The 14,057-nt window shown below is 64.2% G+C and carries 11 protein-coding genes; 2 read left to right on the top strand and 9 right to left on the bottom strand.

Annotation, left to right across the window (positions count from 1 at the left end):
• The first annotated feature begins 41 nt into the window (after nucleotides 1–41).
• Both ACXHGZ_RS11815 and ACXHGZ_RS11810 read left to right on the top strand, forming a co-directional pair.
• On the top strand, nucleotides 42–1,244 hold the full coding sequence (locus ACXHGZ_RS11815; protein WP_480460000.1) for an efflux RND transporter periplasmic adaptor subunit: 1,203 nt from the start codon (nucleotides 42–44) through the stop codon (nucleotides 1,242–1,244).
• Between the two features lie 15 nt (nucleotides 1,245–1,259).
• Nucleotides 1,260–4,406: an efflux RND transporter permease subunit gene (locus ACXHGZ_RS11810; RefSeq protein WP_480459999.1), complete on the top strand. Its 3,147-nt coding sequence runs from the start codon at nucleotides 1,260–1,262 to the stop codon at nucleotides 4,404–4,406.
• 118 nt (nucleotides 4,407–4,524) lie between these two features.
• On the opposite strand, the gene ACXHGZ_RS11805 is transcribed toward ACXHGZ_RS11810, so the two are convergent.
• The 9 genes from ACXHGZ_RS11805 to ACXHGZ_RS11765 all read right to left on the bottom strand — a co-directional run bounded on the left by ACXHGZ_RS11805 (nucleotide 4,525) and on the right by ACXHGZ_RS11765 (nucleotide 13,947).
• The gene (locus ACXHGZ_RS11805; RefSeq protein WP_480459998.1) at nucleotides 4,525–5,847 is read right to left on the bottom strand and encodes an MFS transporter; all 1,323 of its coding nucleotides are present in this window, start codon (nucleotides 5,845–5,847) and stop codon (nucleotides 4,525–4,527) included.
• Between the two features lie 271 nt (nucleotides 5,848–6,118).
• Nucleotides 6,119–8,269 carry a TonB-dependent receptor gene (locus tag ACXHGZ_RS11800; RefSeq protein WP_480459997.1) on the bottom strand — a complete coding sequence of 717 codons (2,151 nt, stop codon included), beginning with the start codon at nucleotides 8,267–8,269 and terminating at the stop codon, nucleotides 6,119–6,121.
• 56 nt (nucleotides 8,270–8,325) lie between these two features.
• Nucleotides 8,326–8,733: a DUF2946 family protein gene (locus ACXHGZ_RS11795; RefSeq protein ID WP_480459996.1), complete on the bottom strand. Its 408-nt coding sequence runs from the start codon at nucleotides 8,731–8,733 to the stop codon at nucleotides 8,326–8,328.
• A 222-nt stretch (nucleotides 8,734–8,955) separates the two neighbouring features.
• Nucleotides 8,956–9,918, bottom strand: coding sequence for an IS110 family transposase (locus ACXHGZ_RS11790; protein ID WP_480459995.1), 963 nt, complete (start codon nucleotides 9,916–9,918; stop codon nucleotides 8,956–8,958).
• 268 nt (nucleotides 9,919–10,186) lie between these two features.
• A complete protein-coding gene (locus tag ACXHGZ_RS11785; protein WP_480459994.1) occupies nucleotides 10,187–10,525 on the bottom strand; it encodes a hypothetical protein in 339 nt (112 codons plus the stop codon).
• A gap of 90 nt (nucleotides 10,526–10,615) precedes the next feature.
• A complete protein-coding gene (locus ACXHGZ_RS11780; protein ID WP_480459993.1) occupies nucleotides 10,616–10,843 on the bottom strand; it encodes a diguanylate cyclase in 228 nt (75 codons plus the stop codon).
• A gap of 22 nt (nucleotides 10,844–10,865) precedes the next feature.
• On the bottom strand, nucleotides 10,866–11,345 hold the full coding sequence (locus ACXHGZ_RS11775) for a hypothetical protein (protein WP_480459992.1): 480 nt from the start codon (nucleotides 11,343–11,345) through the stop codon (nucleotides 10,866–10,868).
• A gap of 44 nt (nucleotides 11,346–11,389) precedes the next feature.
• A complete protein-coding gene (locus ACXHGZ_RS11770) occupies nucleotides 11,390–12,760 on the bottom strand; it encodes an OprD family porin (protein ID WP_480459991.1) in 1,371 nt (456 codons plus the stop codon).
• A gap of 20 nt (nucleotides 12,761–12,780) precedes the next feature.
• Nucleotides 12,781–13,947, bottom strand: a complete 1,167-nt coding sequence (locus ACXHGZ_RS11765) for an acetyltransferase domain-containing protein (RefSeq protein WP_480459989.1) — start codon at nucleotides 13,945–13,947, stop codon at nucleotides 12,781–12,783.
• Nucleotides 13,948–14,057: the final 110 nt, after the last annotated feature.

Genomic DNA, 14,057 nt, shown 5'->3' with positions numbered 1-14,057 from the left:
GCCCCAGGTCCCCAGAACGGCCCATCTTTTCAGGAGTAACGATGAATAACACCCGCAAGATAGCCCTCCTGGCCGCCGCCATCGCCGTGTTCGGCCTTGGCGGCCTGGCCTGGACCAACACCGCTGGCAAGGTCCGCGATGACCGTGGCGAACACACCCATGCCCATGATGGCAAGCAGGATGACGGCCATGGCGAGGAGGATGGCGAGGCACACGCCGAGCAGACCGGTAGCCTGCACCTCAGCGCCGCCCAGATCGAAGCTGCCGGCGTGCAGTTGGTCGTTGCCGGGCCAATGACATTGGGCACGGCCATCAGCTTCCCAGGCGAAATTCGCTTTGACGAAGACCACACCGCCCATGTGGTGCCAAGGGTGCCTGGGGTGGTCGAAGCGGTACAAGCCGAACTGGGCCAAGCGGTCAAGCGCGGCCAGGTGCTGGCGGTGATCGCCAGCCAGCAGATCTCCGAGCTGCGCAGCGAACAACAGGCCGCCCAACGGCGCCTGGAGTTGGCGCGGTTGACCTTCAAGCGCGAACAACAGTTGTGGCAGGAGCGCATCAGCGCCGAGCAGGACTACCTGCAAGCTCGCCAGGCGTTGCAGGAAGCTGAGATCGCCCTGGCCAACGCCCGGCAGAAAGTCGCTGCCGTGGCGCCGGCAGGGGCCGGCAACCGCTATGAACTGCGCGCACCGTTCGATGCAGTGGTGGTGGAAAAGCACCTGACCGTAGGTGAGGTGGTCGATGAAACCAGCAATGCCTTCACCCTCTCGGACCTCAGCCGGGTATGGGCGACCTTCGCCGTCACGCCTGGCGACCTGGGCCGGGTGACCACCGGGCGGAACGTGACCGTCAGTGCACCGGACCTGGGAGCCGAAGTGCAAGGCAAGGTCAACTATGTCGGAAACCTGCTCGGCGAGCAGAACCGTGCCGCCACCGCCCGAGCCACTCTGGCCAACCCTGACGGCGCCTGGCGCCCAGGGCTGTTCGTGACGATCGCGGTGAACATCGAGCGCTTCGACGCCGCCGTGGTGGTGCCGGAAGCGGCCCTGCAGACCTGGGAAGAGAAGACGGTGGTCTTCGCCCGTACCGAGGAGGGCTTCGAGGCCCGCCCGGTCAAGATCGGCCGGCGCGATGCCGGCCAGGTGGAAATCACCGAAGGGCTGGCCGCCGGTACCCAGGTGGCGGCCGCCGGCAGCTTCGTCCTCAAGTCCGAGCTCGGCAAGGGCTCGGCCGAGCACAGCCACTGACCCAGGAACGTATCCATGTTCGAACGCCTGATCCAATTCGCCATCGAGCAGCGCCTGGTGGTCATGCTCGCGGTGGTGCTGATGGCCGCCGTGGGCATCAACAGCTATCAGAAGCTGCCCATCGACGCGGTACCGGACATCACCAACGTCCAGGTACAGATCAACACCGCCGCGCCCGGCTATTCGCCGCTGGAAACCGAGCAGCGCATCACCTTCGCCATCGAGACGGCCATGGCCGGCCTGCCTGGGCTCAAGCAGACCCGCTCGTTGTCGCGCTCGGGCTTGTCCCAGGTGACGGTCATCTTCGATGACGGCACCGATATCTTTTTCGCCCGGCAGCTGGTGAACGAGCGCCTGCAAGTGGCTCGCGAGCAACTGCCTGAGGGCATCGAGGCGGCCATGGGGCCGATTTCCACGGGCCTGGGCGAGATCTTCCTATGGACCGTCGAGGCCGAGCCGGGAGCACTCAAGGAGGACGGTACGCCCTACACCGCCACTGACTTGCGGGTGATCCAGGACTGGATCATCAAGCCGCAATTGCGCAACGTGCCCGGCGTGGCGGAGGTCAACACCATCGGTGGACATGCCAAGCAGTACCTGATTGCACCGGACCCCAAGCGCCTGGCGGCCTACAAGCTCACGCTCAATGACCTGATCGGCGCCCTGGAAAGCAACAACGCCAACGTGGGTGCCGGCTACATCGAGCGCAACGGCGAGCAGCTGCTGATTCGCGCTCCGGGCCAGGTGGCGTCGGCCCAGGATATCGCCAACATCGTCATCTCCAGTACCGATGGCGCGCCCATCCGGGTCAGCCATGTCGCCCGGGTCGGGTTGGGCCAGGAGCTGCGTTCGGGCGCGGCCACCGAAAATGGCCGCGAGGTGGTGCTGGGCACGGTGTTCATGCTGATCGGCGAAAACAGCCGCACAGTGTCCCAGGCCGTGGCGGCCAAGCTCGCCGAGGTCAACCGCAGCCTGCCCGAGGGGGTGGTAGCCGTGACGGTGTACGACCGCACCAACCTGGTTGAAAAGGCCATCGCCACGGTGAAGAAGAACCTGGTGGAAGGCGCGATCCTGGTGATTGCCGTGCTGTTCCTGTTCCTGGGCAATATCCGTGCGGCATTGATCACGGCCATGGTCATCCCGCTGTCGATGCTGTTCACCTTCACCGGCATGTTCAGCAACAAAGTCAGCGCCAACTTGATGAGCCTGGGGGCCCTGGACTTCGGCATCATCGTCGATGGCGCAGTGGTGATCGTCGAGAACGCCATCCGCCGGTTGGCCCATGCGCAGCAGCGCCATGGGCGCATGCTGACCCGCAGCGAGCGCTTCCACGAAGTGTTCGCCGCTGCTCGCGAGGCGCGCAGGCCCTTGGTCTATGGCCAGTTGATCATCATGGTCGTGTACCTGCCGATCTTTGCCCTGACCGGTGTCGAAGGCAAGATGTTCCACCCCATGGCCTTCACCGTGGTGATGGCCCTGCTGGGCGCGATGATCCTGTCGGTTACCTTCGTCCCGGCAGCCATCGCGTTGTTCGTCACCGGCAAGGTGAAGGAAGAAGAGGGCGTGGTGATGCGTACCGCACGCCAGCGCTACGCGCCGGTACTGGGCTGGGTGCTGGGCCATCGCAACCTGGCGTTCGCCGGGGCTGCAGCCCTGGTGCTGTTGTCGGGTGTGCTGGCCAACCGTATGGGCAGCGAGTTCATTCCCAGCCTCAGCGAAGGCGACTTCGCCCTGCAGGCCCTGCGCGTGCCGGGTACCAGCCTGAGCCAGTCGGTGCAGATGCAGCAACAGCTGGAAACGGTCATCATCGCCCAGGTGCCCGAGGTGGAGCGGGTATTCGCCCGCACGGGTACCGCTGAGATCGCTTCCGACCCGATGCCGCCGAACATCTCCGATGCCTATGTGATGCTCAAACCGCGCGAGCAATGGGCCGACCCGGGCAAGCCGCGCGAAGCGCTGATCGCCGAGGTGCAGCGCGCCGCGGCCAGCGTACCGGGCAGCAACTACGAGTTGTCCCAGCCGATCCAGCTGCGTTTCAACGAGCTGATTTCCGGCGTGCGCAGCGATGTGGCGGTGAAGGTGTTCGGCGACGACATGGCAACGCTCAACCGCACCGCCGCGCAGATCGCCGCCACCTTGCAACAGGTGCCGGGAGCTTCGGAGGTGAAGGTCGAACAGACTACCGGGCTGCCGGTGCTGACCATCGATATCGACCGCGACAAGGCCGCCCGCCATGGCTTGAACATCGGTGATGTGCAAGATGCCATCGCCATTGCCGTCGGCGGCCGAACGGCCGGTACCCTGTACGAAGGCGACCGGCGTTTCGACATGGTGGTGCGCCTGCCCGAGGCCCTGCGTACCGATGTCGACGGGCTTTCGAACCTGCTCATCCCGGTGCCGGCCAGCGCAGCGGCAGGGACAACGCAGATCGGTTTCATCCCACTGTCCCAGGTGGCCACGCTCAACCTGCAACTGGGCCCGAACCAGGTCAGCCGTGAGGATGGCAAGCGGGTGGTGGTGGTCAGTGCCAACGTGCGTGGTCGCGACCTGGGTTCGTTCGTCGAAGAGGCCGAGCAGACCTTGATCGACCAGGTGCAGGTGCCGCCGGGCTATTGGACACGTTGGGGCGGCCAGTTCGAGCAATTGCAATCGGCCGCCGAGCGCTTGCAGGTGGTGGTGCCGGTGGCGCTGCTGCTGGTGATGGCATTGCTGCTGATGATGTTCAACAACCTCAAGGATGGCCTGCTGGTGTTCACCGGCATTCCGTTCGCCCTCACCGGCGGGGTGCTGGCGCTGTGGCTGCGGGATATCCCGCTGTCGATCTCCGCCGGGGTCGGTTTCATCGCGTTGTCTGGGGTGGCGGTGCTCAATGGCTTGGTGATGATCGCCTTCATCCGCAACCTGCGCGAGGAGGGCCGGTCGCTGGGCACGGCCATCGAGGAGGGGGCGCTGACCCGGTTGCGGCCGGTGCTGATGACCGCGTTGGTGGCGTCGTTGGGGTTCATTCCGATGGCGCTGGCCACCGGTACCGGGGCGGAGGTGCAGCGGCCGCTGGCGACCGTGGTGATCGGGGGCATCCTTTCGTCCACCGCGTTGACCTTGTTGGTACTGCCGGCGCTGTACCAGTGGGCGCACCGGCGTGAGGAGGGAGAGCCTGGTTGAAGGGCTTGGGGCGCTGCACGCCCATCGCCGGCAAGCCGGCTCCCACACGTAACGCGTCAGTCTTGACGATAGCGCTGTTCCTGTGGGGGCCGGCTTGCCGGCGATAAGGCCCTTGAGTCTACGTCGCTTCAGCCTGACGCTCACCGATTTCATCATGCAACGAAATCCGCGAAGTCTCCGGCAGTGCCAAGCCACCGACCAACGCCACCAGGGCGATCGCCACCAGGTAGAACGCCGGCGCCAGGCTGCTGCCGGTCTGGCTGATCAGCCAGGTCGCCACCAGCGGTGCGGTGCCTCCGAACAGGGTATAGGCCACGTTGTAGGTGATCGCCGAGGCGGTGTAGCGGGTGCGGGTCGGGAAGCTTTCCGAGAGCAGCGCGGCGGTGACCACGCCGCTTAGCAGGGCGCCGATCGCCAGCAGGATCACCCCCAGCAAGGCGCCTGACATCGACCCCGAGCTGGCCAGCCAGTAGGCCGGAAACACCGCCACCATCACCCACAGGCAGGTAAAGCCAATGGTCTTGCGCCGCCCGACGCGGTCGGAGAACGCACCGGCCAGGGGGCAGCCGACGGCAGCCACCAGTAGCGCCACGGTAGACACCAGCAGCGACTGGGCACGGGTCAGGTTGCCGACCATCTGCAGGTAGGTGGAGAAATAGGTGGTGAACATGTAGAACGATAGTGCGGTCAGGGAAATGAATGCCCCGAGGTTGCGGATTGCCCGGCCGTGATGGCGCAGGGTGTCCTTGAGCGGCGAACGGCTGTGTTCCTTGCCCTCTGCCATGGCCTCGCGGAAGGCTGGGGTTTCCTCCATGCGCCAGCGCAGGTATAGGCCCACCAGCCCCAGCGGTGCCGCGATCAGGAAGGGAACCCGCCAACCCCAGCTGCTCATCGCCTCGGGCGTCAGGCTGGCTTCCAGGGCATAGGCGATCACCGCTGCGCAGGCGAAGGCCGAAAAGGTCGACACCGGCACGAAGCTGCCGTAGAAGGCACGTTTGTCCTGGGGCGCATGCTCCATCAGGTAGGCGCAGGCGCCGGCATATTCGCCACCGGCCGAAAAGCCCTGCAGGCACCGTGCCAGGGTCAGCAGCAAGGGCGCTGCCAGGCCGATGCTGGCGTAGGTCGGCAGCAGGCCGATCAGGGTCGTGGAGCCGGCCATGAGCAGGATCGTCAGCGACAGGATGCGCTTGCGCCCCAGGCGATCGCCCAGGGCGCCGAACACGATGCCGCCCAACGGGCGCAGGGCGAACGCCACGGCGAACACCGCGAAGGTCTTGAGCAGGGCGATACTCGAATCCTCGCCGGTGAAGAACAGGCTGGCGATCAGCGTGGCGAGGAAACCATAGACGGCGAAGTCGAACCATTCGACGAAGTTGCCAATGGCCGAGGCGGCGATCACCCGGCGCAGGGTGGCGGGGGATACCTCATGGGGTAGGGGCATGGGGGTGTTCTCCGGTCTTCATGGGCAGCTTGGACGAAAGTGCCGCGGTCGGGCCGCGGCATCGTTGTTATGAGGCCCAGTAGAGCGGCAGGTGGGGCGAGGCGCTTTTTCATGGACGACATCGGGATACCTGATCTGGCCCTGTCGCGGGGCAAGCCCGCCCCCATCTGTTCTGCGCTGTTTTCAGAAGCATCGCCGTACCGGTGGTTGCTGGCTTGCCAGCGATAGGGCCGGGGCAGTCCGCTGGCCAGGGCCGATTTTCGTACAGGCCCTAGAACCGCAGGTCCATCGCCACCTCGAACGTGCGCGGTGCGCCCATGTAGTACTGCGTGCCATACGCCTGCTTGGCATACAGCTCATCGGTCAGGTTACGTACTCGTGCGGTGATCGCGGTGTGTTCGTCCAGGCGATAGCGGGTGAACACACCGAACAGGGTATAGGCAGGAGCTTGGAGCGTATTGGCGTTGTCGGCGTACACCGAGTCGACATAGCGCATGTCCATCCCTGCGCTCCAGGCCGGGGTGAAGGCATAGGTGAGCCACAGGTTGGCGACGTTGGCCGGGACGTTGACCGGGGTGTTGCCCTTGCGCGATACCGACTTGCCGCCGACCGCTTCGTTGAATTCGTCATACCTGGCATCGACATAGGCATAGTTGGCCTCGGCCAACAGCCTAGGCGTGACCTGCAGCCGGCCGGACAGCTCGATACCGCGCGAAGTCTGCTGGCCCGCCTGGACGGTCACGTTGGGGTCGTTGGCGTCGCGTACCGCGAAGTCCTTGCGCACGATCTGGTACACCGCCAGTGTCGCTGCGCCGCGCCCGTCGAGGAAGTCGAACTTGCTGCCAGCTTCCCACTGCTCGCCCTTGGACAGGTCGAACAAACCCACGTTGGAGTAGGTGGCAGACGCCAAGGAGCCGGCCGGCAGGTCGGCGGCGGTACTGTATTGCAGGTACACGCTGGCCGACGGCGTCAAGGCGTAGGTCAGGCCGACACGCCCACTCAGGGGCTCCCAGCGGCGTTCGAAGTAGGCCGGGCTGGTGGCTGAGATCGGGCCATAGTTGTGCACCTGCATGTCCAGGTAGTCGTAGCGCAGGCCGCTCAGCAGGGCCAGGCGCTCAGTGAGCTGCAGGCGGTTTTCGGCGAACAAGGCGCGGTTGGTCACTTCGTGGTGGCGTTGCTTGGTCAGGCCATTGTTCACGCCAGGGATGTCCCCGAAGCTACCGGGGTCGAAGTGGTCCGGGTCGACCACATCGCTCCAATTGTTGGACGTCGGGTAGAGCGTCTGGCGCATGCGCGAATAGTCCAGGCCCAGCGCCCATTGGCTGGCCAGGCCGAACAGCACGTTGTCGTGGCGCAGTTCGATACGGTCGCCCAGCACCCGTTGTTCGTGACGCTGCAGGTAGGGCCCGGAGCGCACGACGTTGCCGGCGTCGTTGTAGGCGTAGCGCTCCAGGTTGCGATAGTCGCGCTGGGCTCGGTAGTGATACAGGGTGTTCTGCACGCGGGTGCTGTCGCTGAGCTGGTAGTCCAGGATCGAGCGCAGCCAGCGTACGCGCTGCTCGTAACGGCCATCGGCGACGTTGTAGTTCTCGAAGCGCCGCTGCCGGTCGATCTTCATGGTGCTGCGCCCCGGCAAGATCGGCGCGCCCCAGTAGGGGCTGTCTTCCTTGTCTTGTTGGTATTCCAGGGCCAGGGTATGGGTCAGGTTGGGTGACAGGTCGCTGAGCAGCGAGAATGCCAGGCTGTCGGTCCAGCGCTCGTTACGATCGACATAGCCATTGCCGTGGCTACGGCTGAAGTCCAGACGGGCGAAATGCCGGGCCTCGGCCGGGTTGCCGGCCAGGGCCTGGTTGATGCCGAAGGCGACTTCCGAGTCGTCGTAGCTGCCATAGCGCACCCGTGCATCGACGGTCTGCTCGTCGCGGCTGGCCAGCTTGGTGATGTAGTTGATCGACCCGCCCACGGCACCGGCGCCATGCAGGAACGATGAGGGCCCGCCAAGCAGCTCGACCCGGTCGATGGTCCAGGCGTCCACAGGGCGGGTGGCGCTGCTGTAGCCCAGGTTGATGCCATTGTAGAGTTGGGTGATCTGGTTCTGGGTAAAGCCGCGGTAGGACACGTAGCCGCCATAGCCGGGGTTGGCCGAGGCATTGACGCCGGTCATGGCGTTGATCACATCCTGGGTGTCCTTGGCGCCGCGCTCCTCGATCACGCGGCGGTCCGAGACACTCACCGAGGCCGGGGTTTCCCGGGCGCTGAGGCCGAGCCGGGAGCCGGTGCGAATCGGTTCGTCCAGCTGAACGCCGGTGGGTGCCTGGCGTTCGCCATCGACGGTGGTGGCGGTCAGTTCGATAGGGGCGGTACCCGCCCAGGCGTAGCTGCAGGTGCCCATCAGGAGCACCAGGGAGGTCTTGCGAATCATGTTGTCAGGGTTTCCACGCAAAGGTCATGGCTGACCACCAGCGCGCACGGCTGGCGTCAGGCGAAGGTCGCTGCTGCGGGGAAGGCGATGGGAGAGGCGCGGGGGTTGAGGGCGGGGCGCAGGTAGCGTGGCGGCGGTTGCGCCCAACTGCGTGCGACGATGGGTGAGGGCGTGTGGCCCCTGGCCCGGAAAAGGACCCAGCCGTGGCTGGCCAGTGGTACGGCCAGGGCGAAGGATGAGCACACCGGGCAATCGAGCTGGGCCATGTGCTGGTCGCTGCCGCTGTCGCCCAGATCGATGGCCGGGCCATGGTCGCTGGAGAGCGAGCAGAAACCACCCTCCAGCCCGGCCAGGCGCAGACCGCTCATCTGGCCATGGTGCAAGCCGCACAACAATAGGCTGAACAGGACGCTGGCATAGAGCGCCCAGGCAGTCAGCGAACGTGTCTGGCGGGAGGTGTTCATGGTTGGCGAATCTACCATTCGAGTGGATGAACGGTATAACGCGCAGGTGTGGTGGAATGTCGCAGCAATGCCGGTGGGCCGCAAAGCGGCCCCTTGAGTCTGAAGGGGGCCAGCGTTAAGGGCTTGGGGCGAATGCCTGTCAGTTAAGGCCCCATCGCCGGCAAGCCGGCTCCCACCTGTCCTGCGCTGCTGTTGTAGACACTGCGGAACCTGTGGGAGATTCTATGGTTGTGGGCAAGCATTTTTAGCTGTTCTGGTGACGTATTCGCCCTGGCTCTTCAGTAGGGCGAATGCGACTCTGGCGAGCTTTCTGGCCAAGATCACCAGGGCCTCAGTAGTGGCCTTACCCTTGCCCCTATGGTGTGCATAAACGTCTTTCCAGACCGCTGATCGACTAGCTGACATGGCCGCATTGTGCAAAAGGCGTCGTATCTCAGAACAACCCCGTTTGGTGAGCCGCCGACGGCCAGTTTTTTGCCCGGAGTCAGAGATTTGCAAGTCCATGCCCAAGAAAGCGATGAATGAATCACCATTCTTGAAATCCCCCCGGATAAACGCTGTCACCAACCCCACAGCGGTCAAAAATCCGATGCCTTCTATCTTTTGGCAACGGGCGACCTGCTCGCTTAATCCTGCTTCGCGTACCAACTCCTTGAGCTTTTTCTGAAGCAGTACATCGAGTTTCTCCATGCTCTTGGCAAAGGATTTGAACACGGTCTCAAGGCTTCTCTCATTGGACCAGCTTTGCGTCAAGGCGGTGCGTGCCGAGACCAGCGAGGCGCGGCGACGCAGAAGGCTCTGGAGCTTGCCGTAGACGGCTGGAGGTGGGCTCCAAGGACGTAGTCCACTGCCTTCGCGGGAAAGATAGCGAGAGAGTAGATAAGCGTCAGAGGCGTCCGTCTTCACCCGACCACCGACGCTCTTTCGATAGTTACTGAGCTGGAAGCCATCGACCACGTAGACTTCAAAGCCTTTTTCATAAGCCATCTCCACTAGGTCGAGATGGTAGGTATTCGTTGCTTCGACGCAGATAGCGGTATTGGCGGGTTGTTGTCCCAGCCATTTCTTGATTTCGGGTTTGGTATTTTTCAGCGAGGACTGTTCATCACGGTCTTCGAAATGGACAACCAATTCGACTTTGGCCACATCCACACCAATGATGAATTGGCTTACCTGCATTGCCATTGGCCACACTCCCACGTATGGTTTTTCTGCTTGGAGGGGTTTTCACCAAGAGGCGCTGGCTTGCTTCTATCGTCGCTTGCAAACGATGCATTCTTTATCGGCGCTTTGGTGAAGGGGTGGGGCGATGTCTCCCACGGTCTGTACTGCGGCTAACAGTCAGAATCGGCTTTTTCGTCCCACCACCCCTTCAAGTATCACCATACAAGCCGGCTTGCCGGCGATGGGCTTGTGCCGCGATCAAAGGCGAAGCCCTTCGATGCAGGGCCGCCTAGAGCGAATCGTCGTTGCGCGGGGCCCCGCCACCTGGGCTGCCGGAATCATCCAGGTCGCCACTGTTGCCGGTGCCGGGCCCTGCCTCTCCGGGCTTGCCCTGGGCGGTGCCGTCGCCGCCGGTGTTGTCGGTGTCGTTGGCATCGGTGCCGGTACCTATACCCAGGCCATCGCCCGGTGTGCCGGCGCCCATTGGCCCCCCGTCACGGTCGATGGTGCCGGTGCCGGGTACCTGTTCGGTCGGGGTGCGCTGGGTGTTCGGCTCGTTCGCTGCCAGGGCCTGGGAGGCGCCCAGGCAGAGGGCCAGGCCCAGGAAAAGGACGCGTGTATGTTTCATCGGGAATCTCCCATCCAGGTGTCTTCTGTGTTCGAGCGGGCCCAGGCTTGCGCAGTGCCGATGCCCTGACGGATGGAGCAGGCAGCACCTTCAGCGGGCGTGCTCGGCAACCACCCGGTTGCGGCCGGCCTGCTTGGCCGCATACAGCGCCCGATCGGCACGGTTGAGCACATCGGCCGGGGTTTCATCCCCTTGCGCGTCCCAGCGGGCGACCCCTAGCGAGAGGGTAATGACACCCAGCGCCTCGATCGGCGTGTCCTGCATCCCCTTGCGCAGGCGCTCGGCCACGGCCGTCGCCACTTCCAGGCCATGGGGCATCAGGAGCGGCAGCGCAGGGCGTTCACCGCTTGGTCTGTTCCAGTTCGAGCAGGTCCTGCTCGACCTGCTGCATGCGCTGTTCGGCCAGCGCCTGGGCTTTCTCATCGTTGGCACTTTCACGCATCAGGGCGGTGAGCTTTTCGCTCAACTGCCTGCCCTGTTCGGTTTCCTCCAGCGCCCTGGCCTTGGCGGGATCCTGGGTGGCGGTGACGATCAGGTCGAACTCGGCATCGCTGAAATGCGCCTCGCTGTAGAGTTTGAACAGGTCCTGGCGTTGGTCTTCGACGGTCAGGTGCTTGCGCACCACGGCCTGGATCTGTTCCTCGGACAGGCCGGGGTGCTTGGGTGCGAGCAGCGCGGCGATCTTGTCGATGTTGTGCACGTAGGCCTCCTGCAGGGGCAGGTTGGCCAGAATCTTTTCTTCGCGGCTGGGCGCCTGGTCGCAAGCGGCCAGGGCTGCGAGCAGGAGCATCGGGAACAGGCGTCTGGGAGGGCGGGGCATCGATCGGGCCTTGGGTTGGTCTGGCGGGCAGTTTACTGCAGATCTCAGCGCCCGCCACCCAACGGGTATTCCACGGCCAGGCGTATCTGGTCGGCATCCAGCTCCGCCTGGGCGGTATTGCCGCGGTGGACGTCGTACCGTACCGAGAACGCCATGCCCTTGGCTGCGCCGTCCTGCACCACGTACCGCGCTTCCAGGTCTCGCTCCCAATGCCTGCCGCCCTTGCCGTAGCCCAGGTAGGCGTAGCCGCCGGCCGGGTCGATGTGGCTGCCATCGATATCGAACCCGCGCACATACAAGGCCGTCAGGTTCAGGCCGGGGATGCCGAAGGTTGCCATGTTCAGGTCATAGCGCGCTTGCCACGACTTCTCGTTGGGTGCGTTGAAATCGGACAGCTGCACGGCATTGCCCAGGTAGATCGCGCCGCGGGTGACATAGTCGAACGGTGTATCGCCATCGACCTGCTGCCAACCGAGGCTGAACGTGTGCGGGCCGTGGGTATAGCGTGAGAGCAGGTTCCAGGTGGTGTTGTCGATACGCCCGGACAAGGCCTTGCCGGTATCGGTGGTGCGGTACAGGTTCAGTTCCAGGCTCAGGCTGCGGTGTTCATCCAGGGCATGGCTGAGGGTACTGCCCAGGTAATGTTGACGCCAGGTATCCGCGTAACGCGACGTATAGAGGCTGGCGTTAACGGCGCTGTTCGGGGTCCACACCATGCCTGCCAGGTCGAAGCTGTCGCCCTGGTGTGCGTTCGAGTAGTTCACCGCGAAACCCTGGTCATGGCTCGAGGCATTGCGGTCGGTGTTTTCGTTGAAATGGCCGGCCACCAGCTTGAGCGTGTCGATCTCGTTGCTGGTGACGAACAGGCCCGTAGCAGTCTCGGGCAGCAGGCGGCTGTCGGAGGAACTGAACACCGGTGTCTTCACCCGTTGCTCACCGATGGACAGCACGGTGTCGGCCAGCCGCAGCTTGAGCGCCGCGCCGCCACGGCTGTAGTTGCCCTTGGGGTGGCCGTCGTTGTCCAGGGCCAGCAGGCGCGCCTTGCCGGCACGGCCGCCACCGCTGTCCAGTTGTACACCGAGGTAGGCGTGGGCATCGACACCGACGCCCAGCAACCCTTGGGTGAACCCGGACTGGAAGGTGCCCATCAGGCCATAGGCCCATTCCTCGGCTTTGCCGCTGCGCTCGCTGCGTGGTTTGTAGGCATTGCGGGCTGCACCGTTACGGCCGCCATGACGATAGTCGCGCTGGTCGAACACGGTACGGTTGAGCAAGCTCCAGGTGCTGTCTTCGATAAAGCCGTCGGACCGCGCCTGGGCCGATTCCGACAAGGCCACGGGCGAGGCGCCGAGCAGTGGCAGCAGCAGGGCGACGCGCAACGACTGCCGAGGCCCGGAATTGATGCAGGCATGCATGGGGCTGGGCTCCTGCCGCCTTAGAAGTACTTGAGCCAGGCGATGTCGCGGCGGCGGGCCTTGAGCCGGGCGAATGCGCGCACTGGCAGGAACAACCCGAGGGCGAGCAGGAACGCACCAAGCCAGACCGCCCCGATGCCATCGAAGCCGAAATAGTCCCCCTGGTTCAGGCCCCACAGCGCGACGCTGGCCAGGTACAACAGCTTCAGCACGTAAAGGTGCAACAGGTAGAAGAACATGGGCGCTGCGCCAAACACTGCCAGCACCCCGATCCAGCGAGCCTGCCCGGCCCGTTCGAAGGCGCGCAGCAACAGCAGGCCCAGGCCCAGGGTCAGGGCCAGGAACAACAGCGACGGTGGGTACTTGGTGATGTTGAAGAAGCTCATCAGGGTCTGGGTCGCGGTCGGGTAGCCGCTCCATGGGGCCTCGCCATAGCCGTTGAACAGGCGCAGGGCGAAGAACCCCAGCAGCACGCCGATACCGAGCAGCAGCAGGCAATGCTGGCGGGCCCCGGCATCGCTGCCCCGGGCGAACCAGGGGCCCAGGCCATAGCCCAGGGCGATCACGCCGATCCATGGCAATACCGGGTAGGAGGTGCGCAGGCGCAGATGTTCGTTGAGCTCCAGCCAGCCTCGGTCATGCAGGATCGCCCAAGGAACGTGCAGGGCCGAACCAGGTTCGAAGTGCAACCCGTCGAGCAGGTTGTGCCCGGCGACAAGGGTGATACCGACGGCCAGCAGCGCCGGGCGGGGGAGCCAGACCAGCAGCGACAGGGCGATCATGCTGACACCGATGGCCCAGATCACCTGTAGGTAGATCACGGTCGGCGGCAGTTGGAAGGTCCAGGCGAAGTTCACAAGCGTAAATTCCAGCGCTACCAGGAACAGACCGCGCTTGAACAGGAAGGCCGATACATCGCCGCGGCCCTGGTGCTTTTCGCCATAGAGCCACGCCGAGAGGCCGGTCAGTAGAACGAAGACCGGTGCGCACAGGTGGGCCAGGGTACGGCTGATGAACAGGGTGGGTTCGGTGGAATCGATGGTCATCGGGTCGCTGACCTGGCGATGCAGGAAGAAGGTTTCACGGACGTGGTCCAGGAGCATGAACAGGATCACCAAGCCGCGCAGGGCATCGATGCTCTGCAGGCGCTGGGTGAGTTGGGCGGGGGTGGCGCAGGCGCTTGTCATAATTGAATGCGGACGGATCTGTCGTTGAATTGAAATGTTATCTTATAACCTTTTCAGCGCGACAGCACAGTGATTTTTCTTGGTTTGCGTGTGCAGAGGGGCGAGCAGGC

It is taken from the genome of Pseudomonas shiyinii (assembly GCF_056725765.1).
Note: the sequence above shows the minus strand (reverse complement) of the source record. Positions and strands in the feature narration are given on the sequence as shown.